Source organism: Thiothrix fructosivorans, assembly GCF_017349355.1.
Classification (GTDB): domain Bacteria; phylum Pseudomonadota; class Gammaproteobacteria; order Thiotrichales; family Thiotrichaceae; genus Thiothrix; species Thiothrix fructosivorans.
In genome coordinates this window covers 165,037-188,175 of record NZ_JAFMPM010000005.1, presented here as the reverse complement: position 1 = coordinate 188,175, position 23,139 = coordinate 165,037, and the positions used below count along the sequence as shown (strand labels likewise).

At 50.2% G+C, this 23,139-nt stretch carries 16 protein-coding genes and 1 pseudogene; 4 read left to right on the top strand and 13 right to left on the bottom strand.

The genetic code is table 11. The annotated features are described in order from the left end of the window. Positions 1 to 628 precede the first annotated feature (628 nt). A complete protein-coding gene (locus J1836_RS01910; protein ID WP_207249573.1) occupies positions 629 to 2,926 on the top strand; it encodes a hypothetical protein in 2,298 nt (765 codons plus the stop codon). 366 nt (positions 2,927 to 3,292) lie between these two features. Next, the gene (locus J1836_RS01905) at positions 3,293 to 3,529 is read left to right on the top strand and encodes a hypothetical protein (protein WP_207249572.1); all 237 of its coding nucleotides are present in this window, start codon (positions 3,293 to 3,295) and stop codon (positions 3,527 to 3,529) included. 59 nt (positions 3,530 to 3,588) lie between these two features. On the opposite strand, the gene J1836_RS01900 is transcribed toward J1836_RS01905, so the two are convergent. The 13 genes and pseudogenes from J1836_RS01900 to J1836_RS01845 form a co-directional block, all read right to left on the bottom strand. Further along, positions 3,589 to 4,857: a tyrosine-type recombinase/integrase gene (locus J1836_RS01900; protein WP_207249571.1), complete on the bottom strand. Its 1,269-nt coding sequence runs from the start codon at positions 4,855 to 4,857 to the stop codon at positions 3,589 to 3,591. Between the two features lie 93 nt (positions 4,858 to 4,950). Beyond that, entirely contained in the window at positions 4,951 to 6,426 is a 1,476-nt protein-coding gene (locus J1836_RS01895) for a lipopolysaccharide biosynthesis protein (protein WP_207249570.1), read from the bottom strand. Next, complete coding sequence (locus J1836_RS01890; RefSeq protein WP_207249569.1) at positions 6,416 to 7,510, bottom strand: glycosyltransferase family protein; 1,095 nt, start codon at positions 7,508 to 7,510, stop codon at positions 6,416 to 6,418. The genes J1836_RS01895 and J1836_RS01890 overlap by 11 nt, the downstream gene beginning before the upstream one ends. Next, positions 7,507 to 8,574: a glycosyltransferase gene (locus J1836_RS01885; protein ID WP_207249568.1), complete on the bottom strand. Its 1,068-nt coding sequence runs from the start codon at positions 8,572 to 8,574 to the stop codon at positions 7,507 to 7,509. Before J1836_RS01885 ends, J1836_RS01890 begins: the two co-directional genes overlap by 4 nt. Then, on the bottom strand, positions 8,571 to 9,773 hold the full coding sequence (locus tag J1836_RS01880; protein ID WP_207249567.1) for an O-antigen ligase family protein: 1,203 nt from the start codon (positions 9,771 to 9,773) through the stop codon (positions 8,571 to 8,573). The genes J1836_RS01885 and J1836_RS01880 overlap by 4 nt, the downstream gene beginning before the upstream one ends. Continuing rightward, positions 9,770 to 11,554, bottom strand: a complete 1,785-nt coding sequence (locus tag J1836_RS01875) for a DUF4091 domain-containing protein (protein ID WP_207249566.1) — start codon at positions 11,552 to 11,554, stop codon at positions 9,770 to 9,772. The genes J1836_RS01880 and J1836_RS01875 overlap by 4 nt, the downstream gene beginning before the upstream one ends. Next, positions 11,539 to 12,606 (bottom strand): glycosyltransferase, encoded by a 1,068-nt coding sequence (locus tag J1836_RS01870; RefSeq protein WP_207249565.1) that lies wholly within the window; start codon positions 12,604 to 12,606, stop codon positions 11,539 to 11,541. The genes J1836_RS01875 and J1836_RS01870 overlap by 16 nt, the downstream gene beginning before the upstream one ends. Before the next feature lie 9 nt (positions 12,607 to 12,615). Beyond that, a complete protein-coding gene (locus J1836_RS01865; RefSeq protein ID WP_207249564.1) occupies positions 12,616 to 14,340 on the bottom strand; it encodes a glucosamine inositolphosphorylceramide transferase family protein in 1,725 nt (574 codons plus the stop codon). A 44-nt stretch (positions 14,341 to 14,384) separates the two neighbouring features. Then, positions 14,385 to 15,929 carry an EAL domain-containing protein gene (locus J1836_RS01860; RefSeq protein ID WP_207249563.1) on the bottom strand — a complete coding sequence of 515 codons (1,545 nt, stop codon included), beginning with the start codon at positions 15,927 to 15,929 and terminating at the stop codon, positions 14,385 to 14,387. Positions 15,930 to 16,006: 77 nt separating this feature from the next. Further along, positions 16,007 to 16,240: a cyclic-di-GMP receptor FimW-related protein gene (locus J1836_RS22090; protein WP_504970733.1), complete on the bottom strand. Its 234-nt coding sequence runs from the start codon at positions 16,238 to 16,240 to the stop codon at positions 16,007 to 16,009. A gap of 132 nt (positions 16,241 to 16,372) precedes the next feature. Then, positions 16,373 to 17,679, bottom strand: a pseudogene (locus J1836_RS01855) (cyclic-di-GMP receptor FimW-related protein); the annotation flags it as partial. A gap of 103 nt (positions 17,680 to 17,782) precedes the next feature. Next, on the bottom strand, positions 17,783 to 20,236 hold the full coding sequence (locus J1836_RS01850; protein WP_207249562.1) for an ABC transporter permease: 2,454 nt from the start codon (positions 20,234 to 20,236) through the stop codon (positions 17,783 to 17,785). After that, positions 20,233 to 20,904 carry an ABC transporter ATP-binding protein gene (locus J1836_RS01845; RefSeq protein ID WP_207249561.1) on the bottom strand — a complete coding sequence of 224 codons (672 nt, stop codon included), beginning with the start codon at positions 20,902 to 20,904 and terminating at the stop codon, positions 20,233 to 20,235. The genes J1836_RS01850 and J1836_RS01845 overlap by 4 nt, the downstream gene beginning before the upstream one ends. Positions 20,905 to 20,923: 19 nt before the next feature. Here J1836_RS01845 and J1836_RS01840 point away from each other — a divergent pair, with 19 nt between their 5' ends. Together J1836_RS01840 and J1836_RS01835 are read left to right on the top strand one after the other, a co-directional pair. Continuing rightward, positions 20,924 to 21,556, top strand: a complete 633-nt coding sequence (locus J1836_RS01840; protein ID WP_207249560.1) for an arylesterase — start codon at positions 20,924 to 20,926, stop codon at positions 21,554 to 21,556. Positions 21,557 to 21,600: 44 nt separating this feature from the next. Next, positions 21,601 to 23,139: a PD-(D/E)XK nuclease domain-containing ATP-binding protein gene (locus J1836_RS01835; RefSeq protein WP_207249559.1), complete on the top strand. Its 1,539-nt coding sequence runs from the start codon at positions 21,601 to 21,603 to the stop codon at positions 23,137 to 23,139.

The following is a 23,139-nucleotide window of genomic DNA, read 5'->3' as shown; positions in this document are numbered from 1 at the left end:
CTCTGCACAATAAAATCAATAACTTGAAGGTTCGTATTTTGTTCGTATACTATGTTCCTTATGCCTCATTAGTTGCTTTAAATCTGTCACCAAATAATGTAACCACTCTATTGACACCAAACAGTGATACATGACACCATAATGCCTGACACTACTGATAGTGACATTATCTGAGGTGCGACATGACAGATGCACAGAGAATCCAGCAAGTAGCCGCAGAGATCCAGCGGAGAAAGCAGCAGGCACAGCCAGCCAACCCACGGGCATTCGTAGCAAGTATGTGGGTGAAGTGGTTAACGCGGGAGATAGAAGGCCGGAAGGTTTTCAGGTAGCCCAAATGAGTAACCCCAAAGACGGACCAACGACTTTGGGGTTGAATGAGAACTTACGATGTGAGGTACATTTTATGTCCTTTCCTATCTCAAATCAAGATACTAAAAGCCTTTCCTTAGCTGGAAATGTGAAATTCCACGAAAACCACGCTGATTTACCGGGTCTTTTCGCTGACTTCAGCCAGATGCTTGCCACTGGTGTTTCACTTGTAGATCTTCCTGACGAAATCACAATCAACCAACGGTATATTGGCGTTTTGCTGCGCGACCTAGTTTCTGACGGTCACAAGGCAATTATGCTGAAGTCTCACGAAGGTTCCGGCAAGACTGAAGCAATTCGTGATCTTGTTGCCAACCTTCCTGAAGGTCAGTACATCCTACTCGTATCCCACCTGACCAAGTTGGCACTCTCCAGTGCATCAGCTATGAACACCGACCGTGATGGCAGCGCTATTGCTGCCCCATTCGCCGTAGACTACAAGGTGTTGCTCGCCAGTAAGCGCAGCCGTGCTGGATATGATGTTATTTCTTCCACTGCCCATAGCGTAGAAGCGGTACGGCTTGCGATGGAATCTACTGGGAAGACACTGTTTGCTGTGGTCTTCGATGAAAGCGAGAGCGTTGCAGGGACTATCGCCAGCCCGATTATGAATGGCTCATTCAATGCCTTCCGTGACTTCGTGAAGCTCGTGGATGCCTCCGGTGTGCCAGTCATCATGATGGATGCCAACATGGATAGTCGCACATCACTGATGACGCAGACATTCTTCCCGTCCCGCGCCTTCACCCGTGTTGTGAACACATTCAAGCGTTGGGATGGCATCAAGGCTGTCTTCGTCAAAGGGTTTGAGCAGGGGGTTGAGGCTATTGCTGACGCTCTCCGTAAGGGTCAAAAGCCAGCTATCAGTGTTACTTCACGCTCACTGGCTGTTAAGTTGGCTGACATCCTTGCTGCTGACCCCATGACTGACGGGTTGCGTATCTTGCTGGTGGCAACTGAGGACGATGGTGCTGATTCCGCTGAAGCAGCCGCTATCCGCAACAACATCAGCTTGGTTTACGGTTATGACATTTTCATCTACACCCCAGCGATGGGTACTGGCATCAGTCTTGACCAGCCGCATTTTGATACAACCATCCTATTTGCTGTGCATGACCCAGACTGCCCCGACTACACCACTGCATTGCAGATGCTGTTCCGGGTGCGTAATCCGTTGAGTAAGACGGTCACTGTGGTTGAGGTTGATCAATCAAGCCGTGGTCGCCCTATCTACGCATCTGAGCTTCGCCACAGCCTGCAAGACCTGATTAGCCTGAAGGATGTTATCGCCAAGGAACACGTCACTGATGAATTGCGCTACGCAGTAATTATGAATAGCTTCACCAACTACGCTGGCTATCAGGTAGGGCAGTCAATCATCACAGAGCAGCGTTACAGGGATTACTTTGGTCTGCTCCGTGCGGCTCTCATTGAGAAGGGTCTGACCATTGAAGAATGTGATGAACGTGAGGGTACTGTTGACCTTGATGCTGCCAAGGTTGCCAAAGAGCTTCGCGAGGCGGTCAAGTCCGACCTTATTGCAAACAGCCCGCTCATTGACGACGCAACCGCTGCCGACATTTCCCGCCGTAAGGCAGGCAAGGGTTCTGGTGAGCCTGTTACCGCTGAAGAGATTCACGCCAAGAAAAAGTATGACTTGGTTCGCGGGTATCATGACCCTGAACTTGGTGAGGCAACTGTAGAGCAGATCAAGGAATACATTGAGGCAGACGACGCGGGTGTTGCAATGGGGCGCAACAATCTGGCTAAAGCCTTATTGAGCTACACAGACATTCGCTCCCTGATTTCAGCCAAGGTGAATGATGGTGAAGGTGATGGTGAATCCGACTCAAGTAGCTCTGATGATGTTGCCATCAAGGTAAAGTGGAAGTTGTTCCGCGCCCTTGCAGGGGTTGCCAGTGTCGTTACTGATGATAACTGGGAGAACGCCCGTATCGAGGCTGACTTTGAAATCACCGTGGCTGCCCTTACTGATAAGTCAGCAGGTTTTTGCGGTCAGTCTTTCGTGTATCACATCCGCGATGCCATCGCTGGCTGGAATGCAGCACACCTGATTGACCGTAACAAGCGTATCAGCCGTAAGGACTTTGATGCTGACCCAGTAAAGGCTACCCGTAAGCTGATCGAATCCCACTTGAAGCTGAAAACCAAGGCCAATGGCAAGGGTTCATTCATCATCCATGCTGAACAGGCAGTGATTGACAACTTCAATATGCGCCGCAAGTCTGGTCTGTTTGGTGATCTTGGTAAGTTGGCTCGCGTTCAGGCAAAGCAAGCTCTTGGTGATAATGGGGCATTGAATGAGGCTGTACAGAAGGAATTGGGGCTTGACCTTGACGTAGTGAACTTTGTCCATGCTCAGTTGAAGTCTGTGCAGCCACGTCGTCAGGCTGAGGTGATCACCAACTACATCCGCCTTGCACGCAAGCCGCGTATTGCTGGCGACAACTTCTCACCTGTCTACTACGCAAACACCTATCTCCGTGAGTACGTGGAAGCGAATGCACGGGTGATTGTGAAAGATCACTGCTAACACAGCGAGGCTCGGTAAATCCGGGCTTCTGCTTTTGTGTGATAGCCGTCATTCTTTTGCTGGCGTTAGTCGTGGTAAATTCTGACCAATAATAATCTGCTGATCTGGTTAATCAATATGCAATCTACCGACGACCGAAACGAACAAAATTACGAACTTCTGCATGAGAAATTACAAAGGCTAGAAAAGAAATTAGATCGCCTTGATCTTGACGTTGATGTCCGTTTTCATGATATTAGGCAGAAACACGAGCGCCTGAAGGAAGCCTTTTGGACTGTTGTGGTGGTCTTCATCATAGTTTTTCTGTTATCCAAGTACCTGTAATGGCATTTGGCGCATCATCAGTTTTTTACGGGAGTGACAGTCATGGAACTGAAGAAAATCCTTGGGCGGATGGTGGTGAGAGAAGGTGGTAAGAAACAAGTCGACATCGACTACCTGAACATTTCGGTGGTTGTCAGGGTCGTCAATGGTGAGGCAGAGGTTGAGGTTTGGAGCACTAAGCAGTCATGGATGCAGATCGTGTTCAGCATTTTCTGGTGGGGTTCTGCCGCTGTAGCTGGCTTGGCTTTGCTCTATGTGACCGAGGGCTTCATTCAATAAAGCCCCCATAAGCAGCAGAGCGAAGCGATACCCACCACACCCTGAACATTCCTTTCCTGCTAGGCGGTCTTCCTTCGGAACGGCACGACATCGCCACCGAGTCGCAGACTGTCCAGATAATCAGCCCAAGCCTGAAGCATTTCCCGGCGTTCATCTAGGTACGTGCCGTGATTATATGAGCGTCGCACGGTATTCCGCTCAACGTGTGCCAGTTGCCGTTCAATGGCATCCGGGTTCCAAGCCATTTCATTCAGCAGCGTACTTGCCATGCTACGAAACCCATGCGGGGTGAGTTCGTCACCTGAAATACCTATACGCAGCAAGGCTCCTCCAATGGTGTTGCTTGACATGAACGACCGTGGGTTTCTCTGGTTAGGGAAGCAATGCTCAAACATCCCGCTGATCTCATGCAACTGACGGAATATGGCAATCGCCTGTGTTGACAGCGGCACGACATGTCTATCCTGTTCACGGTTTGCTTCTTTCAGGTGAACCCTGAGTTTCATCCGCATGGCAGGGATCGTTAATGTCTTGGCCTCCCAGTCGATTTCATCCCACCTTGTCGACCTCAGCTCACCCTGTCTCAACATCAGCAGCGGCATCAGTTGCAGTGCATAACGTGTCGCTGCATGTCCGTGGTATCCATCAATCTTGCGTAACAGCTCGCCTATCCTTGCTGGCTCTGTGATGGTTGGATGGTGCTGCTTAACGTGTGGCTTTATCAAGGCGACCAAATCCAAGTCAGCAGGGTTCCTGTCGGCAGCCCCTGTCGCCATCGCATACCGGAATACCGATCCGATGATTGAGATGGTTTCACGCGCAGCCACCGGATAGCCAAGGCCGTCTACCTTTCTGAGAATACTGACCACATCTTTAGGGATAACTTCCTGAACCGCCTTGCTGCCTATTGATGGGTACACGTAGCGTTCAAGCTTGCTGGTAATGGCGTCATGCCTTTCGGGGCCAACACCTCCGTCCTTGCGTGCCAGCCATTCTTCAGCCAGCGACTTGAATGTGTCAGGCGATACTTTCTGTGCCTTTGCTGCCTCACGCTCGACTGACGGGTTAATGCCTTTCGACAGGTTAAGCTTTGCTTCCAGTAGCCGTTCCCTTGCTGCCGTAATTGATACAAGCGGGAACGTTCCCAGTGATAGCGTTTTGCGCTTGCCTGCATATTGGAAGTCAAAACGCCAGTACAGCCCAACCCCGCCTTTGCTTAATTGCTTCACCAGCAGGTACAGCCCGTTTTTGTCGGTGAGCTTTGTTTTGTCTGGAACAACTTCACCGGCTAGAACTTGTCTCAGGTATCTGTCTTTCAGTGCTGCCACGGTATCTGTTTCCTGCTGTCAAATTAGTACCGTTAAAGATACCGTGTCCGCACCGGTATTTTCAAGACAAAACTGTACAGATGCTGTACTAATTCATTGTTTTTCAGTGCAATTAAGACGCCTACGCACCCAAAGTGACGACATAGAGAATCTTAGCCATCCTAGCCTCCCTTTTAAGCGTTGACGCACATTACCAATATTCAACAACCAAACCAGTACAGCGTAAGACACGCCGCCCACCAACATTTTCAACAATAAGGTGGCAATAGGCTGTGGCAAGCTGGGTGTCTGGTGCATCAACGCATACATCAGCAATGCTGCCAACCCAATTTTAGCGATGTCTACCCACGGCAAGGCTACCCGAAAATCACCTTTACCCCGAAAATACCCGTACACCACACACGCAAAATACGTCAGGATGGCAGTAATCGCTGCCCCCATCAAACCGTAGAGCGGCAATAACAGCACATTCAACACCACACTCACCACCGCCCCTAAGAAAATCACCTGAATTTCTTTGATCGTCTGTTTATTGATTTGAAAAAATAACGAAATATAGAACAGATAAAATGCATGAAAGGTAACAGCCAATACGACCCACGGTAAGAACTGCAATGCCGCTTCCACAAATTCAGCGCCAATCAAAATAGGCAGAAATACATCAGCAATACCCATAAATCCGAAGGCACACGCCGCAAATACGCCAACATAAAACACGGTATAATCACGCATTTTATTCGCCGCCTGTTCCGCCCCTTCATTTTCTAACGCATGAATAATCAAAGGATAAGCTGCCATATTTAATGCACCCGCAATCATAAACAATATTTGGCGCGGCGGATTATAAGCAGCGGCGTATTTACCCACCAATTCGTAACCACTAAACCAACCAATCAAGGTACGTTCAGAAATTTGAATCACGCCAAAGAGAATCGCGGATAAGCTCATCGGAATGCCGTACACTAAAATCTTTTTCAACACAGCCTGATCAAGCGTGGCAAATTGCGGTTTCAGCAATGTCCAGAAGCTAGAAGAAAAGAGCAACACAATGAGGTTACTGAGAACCACACCTAATGCCGCCCCCATCCATGAAAATCCCCAGTGCACCAGCAATAACCCGATACTCACGATCATCACCGCCCGCGCAATTTCAGCGATCAGATAATGATTCGTCTGAAACGTAATCGAATTAATGCGTTGCCACGCCTCATATAACGCCGTAGCGACAAATAACAACGCCAAAACCCAAGCCACATGAAACTCGCCCGATACCAACGCAAACAGCAATAAAGCAATGGCGACCAGTATCGACGTTACCAATACCGCCGTAGCAATCAAATCGCGGATCGCTTCGACTGAAACCAACTTATCGCTCCAAAAGCGCATGATCCCCGCTTGTAGCCAACCCAACATAATGCTGTTAATACTTGATCCGACCATCAATACCGTGGTGTAAATGCCGTATTCGGCAGTATTCATCCAGCGCGTATAGAATGCCACCGCAATAAAGCTCGATAATGCTGGGGCTAACATCGACAGAAAATAGACAATGCCGTGCTTAAGAAACATGGGCACTCCCTGAAACAACCGCGAGAGTGTGAGCCACCAACTGATCAGGTTTTAAATAGTGCTGATAGTAAGCATGATTATTTTGCATAAGCTGCGTTCTTAACGCCGTATCTTGCATTAAACGCGCCACAACTTCAACGCATTCTTGAGCTGTTGAAAACGCTAAATAATGGCTACCCTGCTGAAAACCATGCGGCACTTCAAACGCTAATTGCTCCGATACAATCGCCCGCGAAAACGCCACGTATTCTGCAAACTTCCAACCAATCGAACCGTGCAAACCGGTGGTGGCAATGCAAATAGCATGATTTTTCAAAAGCTCCAAATACTTTGCTTTACCGGCTAACTGATTATCCGGCAATAACGCATCGGGGTAATGTTTAAGCGCATATTCACTGTGTGCAAAGCCACCGTAAAAACGTTCCCCAAACGCTTGCCGCAACACGCTGACACACTCGGCACGCATTGCATTCACATGACGTCGATCAGCGCGGGTCGCTTCAGGCAAATCAGCAATCTCATCAGGGTCCCAAGCGTGCATCATAAACAAAATGCGTGGTTCACTGGATACATCCGGCATCGCCTGTACCCGACTCAAGGTAGGTACAAATAAGAACGGATACCCCGTCAACTGCGTGGCTATTTGCGCCGCACTGCGTAGAAAATACTTCGATAAACGCGGCTGACTCATCCATTTGCGAATATCCGCAACACTGGGTTTGTCGGGGTAAATTTCGTAATTTAACCCTAACGGCATCACTTTATTGGAATATTGCGCAGGCGTATCCGCACGCGAATAACTGCGTTTGAAATAGAAGTCGGCAACATCTAACGCTTCTGCATCAAAATCAGCACCATCGCGGACATCGTAATACACCACATGCCCATCATTCAGTTGCACATAAAGCCCACCTAACGGCGGCGCGTGCTGACGCAAGGCTTTACCGCGAAGCTGACAATCGCCCAATTCATAGTGCAATTTGAGCGCCCCCGCCTGTTGTAACAACCTGAAACCGGTATACACCTGCGACAAATGCGGGCTGTCACTGTGTGCAATGATTTTGCAGTGGGGGACGGCACTCATGCTGCCAACCACGCATCCGCTACTGCGGCAATATCATTGCCGCGCACCGATTCTTGCGCCTGCTGACGCATCGTCTCACGCATTTCAGCATCAAAAAACAACGCGTCAATACCGCCCGCAATCGCCATAATATTGCCTTTCTCGACCAGTAAACCGTTCTCACCGTGCCGAATAATCTCGCGTGGCCCCGTCGGACAATCGGTCGAAACAATCGGACATCCCAGCGACAATGCCTCAATTAACACCAGCGGATAGCCTTCGTAATCACTGCTCATCACTTGAAAATCTGCTTTCGCCATGTATTTGTAAGGGTTAGGATCAAAACCCACCAGTATTACCTGTTCCTCCAACCCCAAGCGCTGAATACCTTGCTCAAGGGCTTCTTGTTGACTGCCGCGCCCCACGATCACTAATTTGCACTCTTGCCGTGCTTGGCTGTGTGCAAAGGCTTCCAGCAATAAATCAAAGCGTTTCTGTTTTTCTAAACGCCCCACCGCCAGAATGAAACGCCCGTCAATGTCGATGGATGCTTGCGCTTTTTCACGAATCAAACGGGTATTCACGGGGTTGTAGATGCAATTCACATTCTTTAAATGCGCCTGCTTTTCCAGCAAGTCTTGCATCTGGCGCGATACCGCAATCACCCGTTTAGCACGCGGATACAGCCAACGAAATGCCAGCCATTCGCTGCGCGTCATGGTGCTGGGGTCAAGGTGGATAGACAGCACTGAATCCGCACACGCCAGCGCACACGGCACATTCGCGGCTTCCAGAAACGAAAAAATATGATCAAATTGCTCACGTTGGAACAACTTACGAAATTGCCACGCACGCTGTAACAAGATAGACACTTGGGTCAATAAACCACCCGGTCGCTCAGGAATGTCCAAATTGATCATGCGTACCGGAATATCATGGCGCGTAATACCCGGTGGTAATCGCGCAAATTTCACGACTGTCACCTCGTAATCACGCTGGCGAAACTCCTCGGCGAGATCCACTGCGACTTTTTCTGCACCACCCGGTGCAGCCAATTCGGCAATGACAATGGCGATCTTTTTCATACGTTAATGCGAACCTTATTGACGTTTTCAGCAGTTAATGCGTTATTTTTAATATAAAGATTCAAAACGGTCAGCGCGTAGGCAAACCAAATATACATACGGTCTTGCAATGTCAGGGACATCTGCCCAATCATCACAATCAATAACATCAGTAACATCAACCAACGATCATCACCGGGCAAGCGCCACGCAGCAGCCAATGCCAGCGTGATCACCGTTAAGTACAACATTGTGCCAATAATGCCCTGCTCAGCAGTGATCGCGACAAAACTGTTATGTGCGGTGTAATCCACATGATACGGATTAATAATGCGGCGGAAAGAACCTAACCCATGACCATAAAACGGGCTTTCCTCCCACTCTTCATACGCATTCGCCCATATTACGCTGCGTTCGTTCAATGTGCCGCTGGAGATTTCCTTTCCGGTCGTAAAAATACGCTCAATGGTTTTTTGCGGGATCACATTGGCAATCGCAATCAGCGCTACCACCACGACCAATACACTAGCAATCTTACCCATTACCCCAGAGCGTAACACCGTAGGAACAAAGCCTGCCAATCCCAATACCATAATCACCGCCCCAGTCCGCGAACCGGTAATCAAAATGGTAAAGGCAGCGGCGGGAATATACGCCAGCCCCAATAAACGCCACCACCATTCTCGCGTATGCGTCAGCAAATAAATCGCCAAGGGAATTACCATCGCCAATTTAACCGACACCTCATTCGCATCGAATTGCTTGATTTCATGCCGCACCGTATTCGCGGAAATTTGATAATCTTTCACCATCAAATACACCAGCCAAAACGAACCCAACACAAACGCAATGTACAATTTATGCAAATCTTGCTGGGTATTCGCCAACTGAAACAACAGCAAACTAATCATTAAAATATACAGATTGCTTTTCAACGATTGTTCGCTACTGACTGCCTGCGCGGTTTCATACGGTACTGGCATTTCCGACCACGTATACGACAACACCACCCAAGCCACATACAGCAATACACCCGTGTGAAAACTCGACACGGCATGGACACTATTGCCCATCATCATTAACACAGCCGTCAGCCCAAACGCCATCAAACCCGCAATTTTTACCAAAGACATGCCCGCAATTTCGACAGCACCATCGGTTGGCAACGCAAATACCAACAGCATCACGAAAAACATCGCGATATTGCGCAGAGTATTCATAGGCTTGCCAAGCGTTCGCCTAACGCCTGCCGTACTTGCATTAATAAGGTCGGGTTGTTATCCCAATCACCGAAATGGCGAGCAATACGCCCCAGTTGCTGGTTCACAAAGTCGGTTTCACCCGCCTGCAACAGCAAGTCGATGTACATGTAATCTTCCACCGACGCACGAATCCATTTCAGCCGTAACGAAGCCAGCGGCGCATCGAAACCTATCTGTGCATGTTTCGCAGGATAAACCAACAAACCATCGCCATTAAACACCACACTCGACGGATTATCGCTGATAAAACTTGCCGCATCGTGCCAAATATCCGTGCCTGCTGACCATGCCAACGTATCCCAATAGCCCAAGCCCGTTACGCCATAACGATGAAATAACCACGTTGGCACACGGTAATTAATCGCCGGAAAATCCAATTGCCAAACGGGCGGATAGTTACCTGCTAAAGCATCAGCGCGAGGATTATTTTTACGGTATTCGGCAAAATCCAACACTAACGCGGTATACGCCCAGACTTCCTCACCCGCCGCCAAACGTTGCTCCACCACCTTTTTACCGAGATGATCGACATCGCGCCAAAGATCGTAGAATTTCGGAATCCACACATCCACAGCGCCCGCTAAATTGCCTAATTCCGGCTGTTCATTGAGTGGCGGCTCACTGACTTGAAAGTGAATTTTTTCACCTTTTGGCAGGCGTACTTCGTCAAAAAACGTTCCCCAACGCTGTACCGCTTGATACGCCTCGCGGGTATCCGGCTCATCCACAAACGACGGATCGGTATAACACCGTTCCGCACCTGCGTTTGCCGCACACCATCCGGCGTATTCACGTATAAATTGCTGCGCCTTCTTGCGATCTTTACCCAACGGATCAGCAAACGGATAACTATCCGCAAACACATAAGTGTAAGCCGAGGCGTGTTTATCCTGCATGTAGTGACGCATGTTTTCCGTCACCGTCCCCAACCCCGCCAAGGTACGCTGGAAATGGGGTTTACCAGTGGCATCCGCTTCGGGCGACGCATCCCATAGGCTCTCCGGTGTCAAATAATGATCCAGCATGAAATCGTTATAAGCACGAATCAGGCGATTGTCTTGCACCGACTCGCCCGTGCGCTCAAAGTCATAAATCTCCGCCACACGGAAGCCATTCGTACCAAATACCGTGCGCAATGGCGAACGCTCCGGCAACGTAAACGTCCACACCGTCAGGGTAATCGGCAATGACACGGTAGCTTGCCCATCCGCCGTCACCAGCACCTCCCCCGTATACACACCGGGTTTCGTGACAGCAGGAACATGCACATCCACCCACACGGGCAAATTTTCACCCGCCACAAGATTTTGCGGAAAAGCACGATACGCCGCTGCCGTGATGGCGGATGTTTTGCCAGCAGGCAATAAAATATCCGGCCATGCTTGCGGCGGATACGGTGAATGCGGGGAGGGCTTGCTCACCTGCACATAACGCTCACGAAACACCTCAATACCGGCAATACTATCACCCGCAGCATTGCGTAACGGGGAAATACGCACTTGCACATTTGCTGCGCCACGACCTCCCGCCGTAATCACAAATTGAAAACCTTCATACTCATTCCGCGCCGCAAACAGCGCAATTTCCGCACTACCACCGACAGGTTCAAAGGGGGCAAAGCGGTCTAACACGCCAATCGCTTTCACTTGCAAACCCGTGCCAGAAGGCTCAGGTGTACAGCCGCCCAACCCCAACAGCACTAAACAGACACAGCACCAGCGAATTAGAGCGCGAGCCATTGTTCCGCCACCTTTTCGATGTCTAAATACTCGACCGACGGAATCGCATTCTCTTGAAAATGGGCGTGCAATACGTCATCCAAACACACTCGATCCAACGCATCGGTCAATGCTGCCACATCGTGCGTCGGCACTAATAAACCGTTTTCACCTTGCACAATGATTTCACGCGGCCCTGTTTCACAATCCGTCGAAATCACCGGACGCCCCAACCCCAGTGCTTCAATCAAAATAACCGGAAAACCTTCGTGTAAGCTGGACAGCACTAAACACCGCGATTTGTGGATATACGGGTAAGGATTGCGCATAAAACCGGGTAAAATCACCCGCTGCTCCAAGCCCTTATCTTTAATATGTTGTTCCAAAGTGGCGCGTTCGGAGCCTTCGCCTAGAATCAATAGTTTGAAGGATTCTCGCGCCTGTGATTGCGCATACGCATCCAACAAGCTGGTGAAGTTTTTTTCAGGGCTAAGCCGCCCTGCCGCCACAATATACGGCTCATCAAGGGTTACAGCGGGGCGCTCTTGCGCTAATTGCCGAATACGGTACAAATTAACGGGGTTATACAAGCAATCCAAATTTTTCAGGTTTAAATGCTGCTGAAAAATCCGCATTCCCTCACGGGAAACCGCGACAACCTTTTTAGCACGCGGATAGAGCCACCGCGCAAACAACCAATCAAAGCGCGAAAAATTCCGCTCAGGGTTGCAATGATTCGCTGCAATCGTCAAACGGCTCGCCAAAATCGACGGAAAATTCGCATGTTCCATCACGCTAATAATCGTGTCGAAACGTTTGATTTTAAAAATACGCCGTAATTGATTGGCACGATCCAGAAAGTTAAACACCTTAGCCAGAAAACCGTGTTTGGAGGGGCAGTGAATATCAATCAACTCACCCGCATAGGGGTAATACATGCGGCTGCCATCGAACAAGATGAGCGTTACATCATGTTGTTTAGCAAACTGAAAGGACAAATCGGACACGACTTTCTCCGCGCCCCCCATGCCTAGCGAGTAAACCACCAAAGCGATTTTTCTGCGTAATGTCATAACCTTATATCACATATCAAGCCATAAAAATGTCAGGGGTAGCACCATCAATACATAGCAATGCTTCCACACCAACTGATCAATAAAACCACTGAGCTTCCCTATCCAGTGATCCAAACGTCCTAAACGGCGGTGGATATACACCGCATCCGATACCGATAAGCCGCGCCCGATACCCAAGGTGTGCATCCCATTCATGTCGAAATCGCCATCAGGCAAATAGCTACTGACGACCTCTTCGCGGTAGCACTCCTGATCCAATTGCGTAATGCGATTGAGGTTCAAACCGCGTCCATACACACCCGCGCAATTCTGCGAAGGGCGGTAAAGTTGCTCCGCATCCGTAAACATACGTCCAGCAGGACGTGCCTGTGCTGCACTTGCCACCACGGGATTCTGCGGATGTGCTTGCCATTGCGTGCTCAACGGATCATCGGCATGAAATAAATACAGTGCCTCATTCGGTGAACAGCTTTGGTGGCTGCGCATACTGACAAACATCCACCAACGCCCGTCGTATTCCTGCAACGTCGCGTCATAGGCTTCCACACTCTCCATCAGATTCTTCTCGAAGACCCAACGGTGTGGAAACTCCTCACAACGGTACACTTCAACGGTATGATTACCCGCCGTTTCAGGGATGAGGTAATACTGCCCTTGATGTTTAAAAACAAAGGGATACGACAAGTGATACGGCTTTTCGAGAATCTTGACGGGTTCAGTATGCGAACCGTCAGGCTGCAAACGCACACAAGCCAAATGCCCAATACCGCGTGCGTAAATCAGCTCCTCAAAAAAGATGTACTGTTCACCGGCCTGTTCAACCACAAACGGATCAGCCCAGAAACGATCACGCGGCGGAATCCATTTATGGAAATTTTCCAATAAGCCAAGCTCAGTAACGTTGCCATGCGAGGTGGTCAACAATATCCATTGCTCTTGACGAAACAAAAACTTATAGAGTTTTCGCAAAAAATTACTGGGGTAACGCAAAGCAATGCGACAAGTTGTGATTAAGCCCGGTGCTACCGCATCCTGTGATGATAACGGTCGTGCGAGCACACGTTCACGCATATTCCGCTGAAACAGCGCCTCACCCACCGTCGCCAATTCATGCAAACGCTGCGGAATAAAATCAGCCATTTTCCACAAGGTACGTTCCACCCCACGGTTAATCGACACTTTGTCGGTGCTGGTCGTCGCATAAAATACGCAATCCGCTGCCGCTTGCCCTGCCATGTAACGCACCACCCCAGAGACAATTTCATCTTGCCGCCGCGCGTATTCACGAATATTCGTGTAATCATCCCACCAGTGCACAGGATTACCATAAAAATGCCGCCACACACCGTGAGTAGTACTAGCAACCATTTCCGGCAATACGGCTTGTCCTGTTAACTCAATCGCCACATCCACGCGTTGAGTGCTAACAAAGGTTTGATAACGTTTACTGCCGTGCGCATAGCACCCTACGTCACCGAGCAGCGGCAAAAAACTGGTGGGTGTCTGGGCCGTGGGTTTACAGCTAAAAAAGCGACCATCCAAAGCGTGCAAAACTTTGAGCAAAACGGCATTGAGGCGCTGTGATAGCGTTGTAGCAACAGACTGACGAAAAATAACCACAACCAACACGGCATGAGGGGACGCGAGCAAGCGCTCCAGCATCAAATACTGCCAAGCAGAAATATATTCGCCATCAACAATCAGGGCGATCCTGAAAGGGCTAACCGACATAAATAACGCTCGCTTAATAATTGTTAGTCATTGTTATCGTTAGGTTATTGACCGCCTTGCACATAAGCGGCTGCGCTAGCATACGCAGCTTTCAAAGCGGTTTTATCCTGAATTCCCGGAATAATAACCTTGCATTTGTGTTCCACTAATTCCGCCACAAACGCTTGCAAACGCTGGATTTTTGCGGGGTCAATGCGTACTAACACCGGCTTTACCGCTTGCACAAAGCGTAAGGCTTGCGCTTCATCTGGCAAGCCATCAATGGCTAACCGCACCCCCACCGCTTTACACAACTTCACCACTTTACTGAATGGCTGAAGTTGTTCCATGCAATCGCGGTAGTGGAGCGCCAACACAATACGCTTAGCAGCTGCTGGAGCAGTATTCAGCAACTCAATCATGCGCTTCAGGTCAGTTTCATTATTCAGAATAGACCCGCCAACTGACACAAAAACCAGATAACTGGGCTTTTCACTGCCCTGAGCTGACAGTTTCAAAACAACTTGCCCTAAATTCCAGTAATCCAAACGAAAGCGACTCGCGGGCGTGACCAACTGTTTTACCAATGCCGCATAATCCAAGGTTTGGGATTTTTGCCGAAATTCCGGTTCTGCCACATAAAGCGTGGGCAACTGTTCACTCACGCGCTGTAACTTGTGGAAAGCCATTTTCATACCGCTGCCGGAAGCAGTGTCAGCCGTGTTAGCGACAGCCACAGCAGGAGCGGCAGGTTGCATTGGCGGAGGCGGTGCAGATGCCGTTTGCAGACGCAATTCACTGGCTTCCCACGGATTATCTTGCTTACGTAGCGACACACCTTTCAGTATATTGCGTTCCAATGGGCGTACATGCAGTTGCGTGCAACGTTTACCTTTCAATACAGCAGGAATGAAGCGGATTTCTGCCCGCATCCGTTCCCCTTCCAAAGTGCGCAAGGTAATGAGTAAACGGTTAGAAGGTTTATTGCCCACATCCGCTGCTTTGCTCATGGCTTCAAACGCCTTGCGTTCGGCGGCTTCGGCTAATTGCACCACGGGCATAGAGCGTACTTCAGCCATACTTTCAAACCCAAACAGGGTCACGTAGGCATTGTTGGCGTACAAGTGCATTCCTTGGGAAATGTACGCAATGGCTTCCCACGAATAATCCACCAGCCAATGGCAACGTAACTCCGCCACCCCTAGCAAGTGCTTACAATTGCGAAAATCTTGTTTAATGGTTGAATAACGCAGCAGAAAATCAATGTACTGCCCAAAATAATCCACGTCATTCAGCGGCAGAATGCAGGACTCCACGCCCATCAGCCAAGTGGTTAAGCCCTGCCATTCATCACGGGAAATCCACACCAACAAGGTGTCGGGCGAATAGCGTTGCAGGGTTTCTAACAGCTCCAACGACGGTGCTGATTTTTCATGCGGGCAAAACAATAGGTGGGGCTGAAGCTCCTGCAACACGGGGATCAGTTGCGCAAGCGATGCCACCTGCTTCAACTCCAACAATACGTTGGAACGGCGCAAGGCAGCATCCAGCAATGCGGTCACTTCCACATCCTGATCAATGACAATACACTGTATCTTCTGCTTTTTCATAACACAGAAGATACGCATCAGGGTGCAACAAACCTACATAAAGACCGATTATCGAGTCAGACTAGGGGATGAACTGCTTAAAGCGATTGCCACAACGAGGTAAAGTCATCCTCGTCTTCCTCCAACGACTTTTCTGCCAGCGTGGTGAAGCGGAAATACGCAAACGCCCCCAAACATTCATCCAGCAACACCAGCCGCACGCGCTCTTGACGTTCCGCAAATTCCAACCGGATTTCATCGCTCGCCTGAAAAATATACGCAGGCAAAATCAACGCAGGGTCAGGGCGAATTCCCTCAATACTCGGCAACATCAAGCCATCAACCGGCATTTTTTGTGTCAATGTCCGGTTGATCACATGCTGTACTGACACCACCATGATTTTGGTAGAAAGCAATTCAACCCCACAGCATAAACCTTTGCCTGACACAAACTCCATCCACTTGATCACCCCAATCATCCAAATGGCACTAGGATCAGCCATATCACGCAGCGCCACAATTTCGCCCACACGCGCCCCCGATGTCTCCTTACCCTCCCAACACAAACCGTAACCGCCCACGCTGGTATTCAGCACTTTCCACGTTTGGATACGAGCGCTCTCTTCTTCGGCGACCCGATGAATCACGGCTTTTTTTGCCTTATCGTCATCCTCATAACTATCGCTCGACATAAAAACATTGAAGAGCATGTCTTCTGCTTCCGCATCCTCGCTGGCTTCGGTTTTTTGCGCATCGCGAATCACGGTTAACACATCGGGAAAACGGGTCACCATGCCAATCTGTTCTTTCTTCGGGAAACGGTTATAGCTGCGATTGCGCACCGCTGACAGATGATAAATCACCCGTTTGGCGAGGTTACGGCTCAAACCTTCCTGAAGCATCATCGCGGGTACGCCCTTGACCTCCAGCTCGCGAATATGCGCATCGATGCGCCCTACCAACGCATTCAGGTTTAATACCCGCACCGTCGGCGAATGCGGCAAGTCACTCAACAACATCATTACCGCTGGCTCATCGCTATTGAGCATCACCGCATGGACATAATCCCCCGTCTGCTGCCCTTCCGCGTCTCGCGTAATCGTCACCAACGCAGTATTCAACACAAAATACTGCACCAAGCGCGTCACTTCACCTTGGCGTAAGCAATACGGCTTCACCAACGCCAGCAAGTTCATTTGCACATAACGCGTTTCAATCGTCGGTGCACCGGGCGACGCATCGCGTAACACCACTTTTTCCACGCCATTCTCAACCGCCAGCAAGTACAGGTGGTGAATGTCATGCCACAAGGTTTCACGAGTACGCACGTACACCGAATACGTCAGCAAGAGTACCTTGCCCATCAAATCCAACGCACGGTAAATGGCTAATTGCAGGGCTTTTTTATTGCCTTCCTTTTTGGTCATCATATCCAGCGTTGCCACCTGATACGAACCCGCAAATTCCAGCATTAATGATTGGGTCAACTCAAAATCTTCTGACTTTTCGGGGTAAGCGGAAAAGCACGCGCCTCCAGATGACGCTGCAAGGCTTCCAATGCCACATCGACGGCTGGGCGCAACATCTCACTGATTTGCAAGCGATTCATCGCAGGCAAGGCACGCCGATTCAAATCCACCAACCCGTGGAACAGTCGCCGTGTGGTTTCGCCGGGGTCAGTTAACGGCAACGCCGCTATCCAGTCACGCGCTTTGCTGGTCGAAAGGGGAATAAAACGATGGTTGCTAATTTGCGCTTCGTCTGTCGCCATGATCACTGCATCCGCTATTATTTTTTATGTATTCCCCAGTATAACAGCATCCACGGCAGCAAACGAACCCTACGCGACAATCGCGCTACTACCACCTTTTCCCTCAACTTTTCAGCAACGACAACGGCAATACCTGCAACAACCCGCGCAAATTCCAATAGCCTGCCACGCCCACCAACACACTACCAATCAAACTGCTCACCACTAACGGCACAATATTCAGGCTAATACCCAAATCGAACAGGTAATACGCCAGCACATTGCCTGCGGTCAACGCCAGCAAACCCGCCAACGCCCCCGCCAATGCACCCAATAACAAGAATTCACTCCAAATACGCCGCTGAAGCAACGCTCGACCCGCTCCCAACGATTTGAGGATAGCCAACTCACGCCGCCGTTCCGCTTTTTGCGACTGCAACGCCGCAATCAATACCACCACCCCCGCAATCAGCGTAAACACGAAAATGCCCTGCACAGCAAAGCTCACCTGCTCCACCAATGAGCGAATTTGTGTCACCACCGCCCCCACATCAATCGCCGTAATACTGGGGAATTGCTGAATCAGCTCCGTCACCAGCGCCTTTTTCTCACCAAAATGGACACTAGTAATCAAGGTTTGCGGCATCTGTGTCATGCTATTGGGCGCGGCAATCACAAAGAAATTCGGCTGCATACTGTCCCAGCGGACTTCGCGCACACTGGTCACGGTATCGCTGAAACGTTGCCCCGCCACATCGAAGGTCAGCTTATCGCCCATCCCAAACTGGAGCATTGCACCAATCTCTTGCTCAATCGACAAACCTTGCGTTGCCCCCGCAAACCACTGGCCTTCCAACAACACATTGCTGACAGGAAATTCCGCAAAGGATGACAAATTAAACTCGCGTTCCAGCAAGCGTTGCGCCCGTGGATTTTCATAATCATCCACCCTCACCGGCTTGCCGTTGATTTCCACCAAACGCCCGCGAATCATCGGATACAGGTTAAGTTCCACCCCATGCGGTTTAAAAAACGCCTGAAGCGGGGCAGCTTCCGCAGGCTGGATATTAATCAGGAAATGATCCGGCGCATCCGCAGGCAAGGTTTCCGCCCAGCGATTCAGCAAATCAGTACGCACCGTCGTCAGCAACAGCAACGCAAACAAGCCTGTCGCAAACACCACCACCAGCAACACCGCCCGCCGCGAACGTCCCAACGATGGCAACCAACCGCCACCGACGCGTTTACTCAAAGCTTGCACTAAACGTAATGCTGCCGTTGCCAAGCCCCAAAACAACACCGTCCCCACAATCAGCCCCAACAACAACATGCCTGCCAATTGCCAATCCCGCGCTTGCAGCCACAACAACCCAAACACCGCCAGCAACAAACTCGCGCCTACCCACAACAACGACTGCTGCGGACGTTGCAACGCCCCCTGCAAAATCTGCATCGGCGAGGTATTCACCAAGCGCAATAATTGCGGCAACGCAAACCCCAACAGCAAGACCACCGCTGTCAGCACGCCACTCAGCAACGGCAACAAACTAGGCGCAGGCAATGCCTTCCCCACCAACTGGCTCAACCATTCCGCTAACGCAAACTGCAACACAAACCCGACCGCCACGCCAATTGCCGCCGCCAGCAACGCCGTCAACAGCAAGGAAAACGCATGATCCAGCAACACCTGCCGCCGCGACATCCCCATTGCTTTCAGCACTGCCACCGCTGGCAATTCACGCCGCATCAAACTGGCCGAGGTTAATACCACCGCAGCGCCTGCCAGCACCACACTCAGCAATGCCGCCAGTCCCAGAAAGCGCGTCGCCCGTTGTAAGGTTTCCTGTACCGACGCTAAATCTTCATCCAAAGTACGCACGCGTTCCGTCGGTTTCAATTGCGGTTCAATGGCTTTTTGAAATTGCTGAATCACCGCCGCCTTGCCTGCAAACAACTGATTAAAGCGGGCGCGGCTGGCGGGTGACAGCAATTCTGTCGCTTGCAGATCGTCCATATTCATCAAAACCACGGGCGCAAGCTGGAACATATTACTGCTGCGGTCGGGTTCTTCAGTCAACACACGAGCCAATGTGAACGTGCTGCGCCCCAAGTTCACCGCATCGCCAACCTTGGCAGCGAGTTCGGTAAACAAACGCGCTTCCGCCCAGATTTCGCCACGCGCCGGAAATTGCCCATTCGCCAATAATGACGGCGCATCCGGTGTTGCTGCCGTTTTCAAATCGCCGCGCAACGGGTATGTGTTGGAGGCTGCTTTGAGCTGGGTCAATTGCAATTTATCACCCCGCGAAGCCATGCTCGGAAAACTAATGGTTTCCGCCGTTTCCAGCCCCAAGGCTTTGGCACGTTGCAAGTAAGTGGCATCCAACGGGCGTGCCGAAGTCAACACCAAATCCCCGCCAAGTAGCTGACGTGCTTGCGCTTGCATGGCGTTTTCGACACGACTGGTGAAAAAGCCCACGGCAGTCACAACGCTGACAGAGACAATCAACGCCAGCAATAACAGGCGCAGTTCTGGCATCCGCCAGCGTTGTTGCCAGTGTTTAAACAGCAAATTCATGCCAACGCTCCTTCGACCAAGCGGTAATGCGTTTGGCAACGGGCGGCGAGCGTCTCATCGTGCGTCACCAATACCAGCGTGGTCTGCAATTTTTCTTGCAAGGCAAACAGCAACGCGATGATTTCATTGCCGGTGGCACGGTCGAGATTGCCGGTCGGCTCATCTGCAAACAAGATTTGTGGGCGAGTGACAAATGCCCGTGCTAAGGCAACGCGTTGCTGTTCACCGCCGGAAAGCTGGTTGGGGAAATGCCCCAAACGTTCCGCCAGCCCGACTCGTTGCAAGGCTTGCGTGGCAAGTACGGTGTAATCACCCGTTTGCGTGCCCAATTCCAGCGGCAGCATGACATTTTCCAGCGCCGTCAGGTTTTCCAGCAAATGGAAGGATTGGAACACGAAGCCGACCCGCCCCAAGCGCAAGGCTGCGCGTTGGTCTTCATCCAAACCGTCCAAGGCTTGCCCAAAAAGTTTGACTGAACCGCTGGTGGGCAAATCCAACCCCGCCAGCAAGCCCAGTAAGGTGCTTTTGCCAGAACCGGATAAGCCGGTAATCGCGACCGATTCACCGCTGTCAATCGTGAGGCTTACGCCACGGAGAATTTGCAATTCACGCCCTGCTTGGGGGATAGTTTTCACTAAGTTGTCGGTCTGAATGGCTGTGTTATTCATTTATTAAGGAATCCGCTGAATGGTGCGTGTACTTTACCTGATCTTTGCCCTACTGGGGTTTTTACCGTCTACGACTGTGGTTATGGCTGCCGAAGTGCCACCAACCGTATTGGTGTGGGGCGACAGCCTGAGCGCCGCGTATGGCATTCCGGTCGAAAAAGGCTGGGTTAATTTATTGCAAACCAAGCTGGGCGATCAATATAAAGTGGTCAATGCCAGTATTAGTGGCGAAACCTCTGCCGGTGGTTTGACACGCTTGCCGGATGCGCTCAGAGAACATAAACCTGCCTATCTGCTACTGGAATTGGGCGCGAATGACGGGTTGCGTGGTATCGACCTGCCCACCATGCGCAGCAATTTGGAACAGATGGTGAAACTGGCGCAGGCAGCCAAGGCGAAAGTCGTGCTGATTGGCATCAAGCTACCGCCAAATTACGGCGCGACTTTCACCGACAAATTTGAAGCCACGTATAGCGAACTGGCAAAGCAATATGACACACCGCTCGTTCCCTTCCTGCTCGATGGCGTGGCGGATAATTGGGATTTGATGCAGGCGGATGGCTTGCACCCGACTGCTGAGGCAGAGCCGAAGGTGTTGGAGAATGTTTGGAAGGTGTTGGAGGGCGTGTTACTGCCCTCAGAGACACGCTGAAATCTGCTAAACTCACAAGGTGATTGTTTACGTAGACTACTGCCATGCTACAAAGCCTCCCTGTTGGTATCCAAACTTTTGACAAGTTGCGTCAAGATAACTACTTGTATGTAGACAAAACACAAGCTATCCATAATTTGCTGACGGGCAAAGCAGGCTATTTTTTCCTATCGCGCCCACGACGTTTCGGTAAATCGTTGCTGCTTTCCACCATCAAAGAAATCTACCAAGGCAATCGTGCGTTGTTCGATGGACTGTGGATCGCGGATCAGTGGGATTGGAGCAAGACACACCCGGTCATTCACCTATCTATCAACAAACTCGACTATCAGGGATTGGGTTTAGAAACGGCATTACAACAAACTCTTGAAGCAATTGCGGCACAACACGGCCTTACTTTAGTGAGCACGACGCTGAAAAACGTGTTTGCCGAACTGCTGGAAAAACTAGCCAAACAACAGGGCAATGTGGTGTTGCTGATCGACGAATACGACAAGCCGTTGATTGACTACCTTGATGACATTCCGCAAGCCAAAGCCAATCAACAAACCATGAAAACCTTCTATTCGGTGCTGAAAGACAGTGATCCGTATTTGGAGTTTTTGCTGATTACCGGCGTGTCGAAGTTTAGCCGCGTGTCGATTTTCTCGGATTTGAATAACCTGTTTGACCTGACGTTTGACCGCAGTGCCAGTACGCTATTGGGGTACACACAGACGGAGTTGGAATACTATTTCACGCCCTATATGCCGGAAACTGAAAGCTATCTTGGGTTAAGTCGTGAGGCGTTGCAGGCAAAAATCCGCGAATGGTATAACGGTTACAGTTGGGATTTGCGTACCCGCGTTTACAATCCGTATTCGATCTTGAGCTTTTTTCAGGCGCAGGCATTCCGCAATTTCTGGTTTGAATCAGGCACGCCGACGTTTTTGCCGAAGTTGATGCTTCGTAAGAAAGTGTATCGACTGGATAAATTGCGGGTGGATGAATTGGCTTTGGGCAATTACGATCTTGAAGAATTGGAGCTTGTCCCCGTAATGTTCCAGACAGGCTATTTGACCCTGAAAGACCAAGATAAACGTGGCATGTATTGGTTGGATTACCCGAACCGTGAAGTACGTGCATCAATGATGATGTTTTTGATGGCGGAATGGGCGCATGTTGAGCCTGCAAAAACAACGCCGATGGTGGTACATCTGAGTGAAGCCGTTGACGATAATGATTTGCCTGAGGTGATTGAAATCATCAAAACGGTCTTCAAGAAAATTCCGTATCAGATTTTCCTGCAAGACCGTGAGGCGTATTACCACAGTTTGATTTACTTGACGTTTTTCTATCTGGGGCAGTACAGCGAAGCAGAAGTGAATGAGAGCAATGGGCGGGTGGATTGCGTGGTGAAGACGGCAACGCATATTTATATTCTGGAGTTCAAGCTGGATAAAACGGCGCAGGCAGCAATGGCCCAGATTAAAGAGCGCAATTACGCGGGGGCATTTCGGGATGACCCGCGCCCGAAGGTGTTAGTGGGTATTAATTTTAGCAGTGAGCTGAAGAGTGTGGATGATTGGGTGATGGAGGGTTAA

Bases quoted from the DNA above. Each gene is read 5' to 3' on its own strand.
- J1836_RS22090 (WP_504970733.1), bottom strand. From the start codon at position 16,240: ATGTTGCCGAGTATTGAGGGAATTCGCCCTGACCCTGCGTTGATTTTG.
- J1836_RS01905 (WP_207249572.1), top strand. From the start codon at position 3,293: ATGGAACTGAAGAAAATCCTTGGGCGGATGGTGGTGAGAGAAGGTGGT.
- J1836_RS01875 (WP_207249566.1), bottom strand. From the start codon at position 11,554: ATGGCTCGCGCTCTAATTCGCTGGTGCTGTGTCTGTTTAGTGCTGTTG.
- J1836_RS01910 (WP_207249573.1), top strand. From the start codon at position 629: ATGCTGAAGTCTCACGAAGGTTCCGGCAAGACTGAAGCAATTCGTGAT.
- J1836_RS01835 (WP_207249559.1), top strand. From the start codon at position 21,601: ATGCTACAAAGCCTCCCTGTTGGTATCCAAACTTTTGACAAGTTGCGT.
- J1836_RS01895 (WP_207249570.1), bottom strand. From the start codon at position 6,426: ATGTTTCTTAAGCACGGCATTGTCTATTTTCTGTCGATGTTAGCCCCA.
- J1836_RS01865 (WP_207249564.1), bottom strand. From the start codon at position 14,340: ATGTCGGTTAGCCCTTTCAGGATCGCCCTGATTGTTGATGGCGAATAT.
- J1836_RS01880 (WP_207249567.1), bottom strand. From the start codon at position 9,773: ATGAATACTCTGCGCAATATCGCGATGTTTTTCGTGATGCTGTTGGTA.
- J1836_RS01885 (WP_207249568.1), bottom strand. From the start codon at position 8,574: ATGAAAAAGATCGCCATTGTCATTGCCGAATTGGCTGCACCGGGTGGT.
- J1836_RS01890 (WP_207249569.1), bottom strand. From the start codon at position 7,510: ATGAGTGCCGTCCCCCACTGCAAAATCATTGCACACAGTGACAGCCCG.
- J1836_RS01840 (WP_207249560.1), top strand. From the start codon at position 20,924: ATGGTGCGTGTACTTTACCTGATCTTTGCCCTACTGGGGTTTTTACCG.
- J1836_RS01845 (WP_207249561.1), bottom strand. From the start codon at position 20,904: ATGAATAACACAGCCATTCAGACCGACAACTTAGTGAAAACTATCCCC.
- J1836_RS01860 (WP_207249563.1), bottom strand. From the start codon at position 15,929: ATGAAAAAGCAGAAGATACAGTGTATTGTCATTGATCAGGATGTGGAA.
- J1836_RS01870 (WP_207249565.1), bottom strand. From the start codon at position 12,606: ATGACATTACGCAGAAAAATCGCTTTGGTGGTTTACTCGCTAGGCATG.
- J1836_RS01850 (WP_207249562.1), bottom strand. From the start codon at position 20,236: ATGAATTTGCTGTTTAAACACTGGCAACAACGCTGGCGGATGCCAGAA.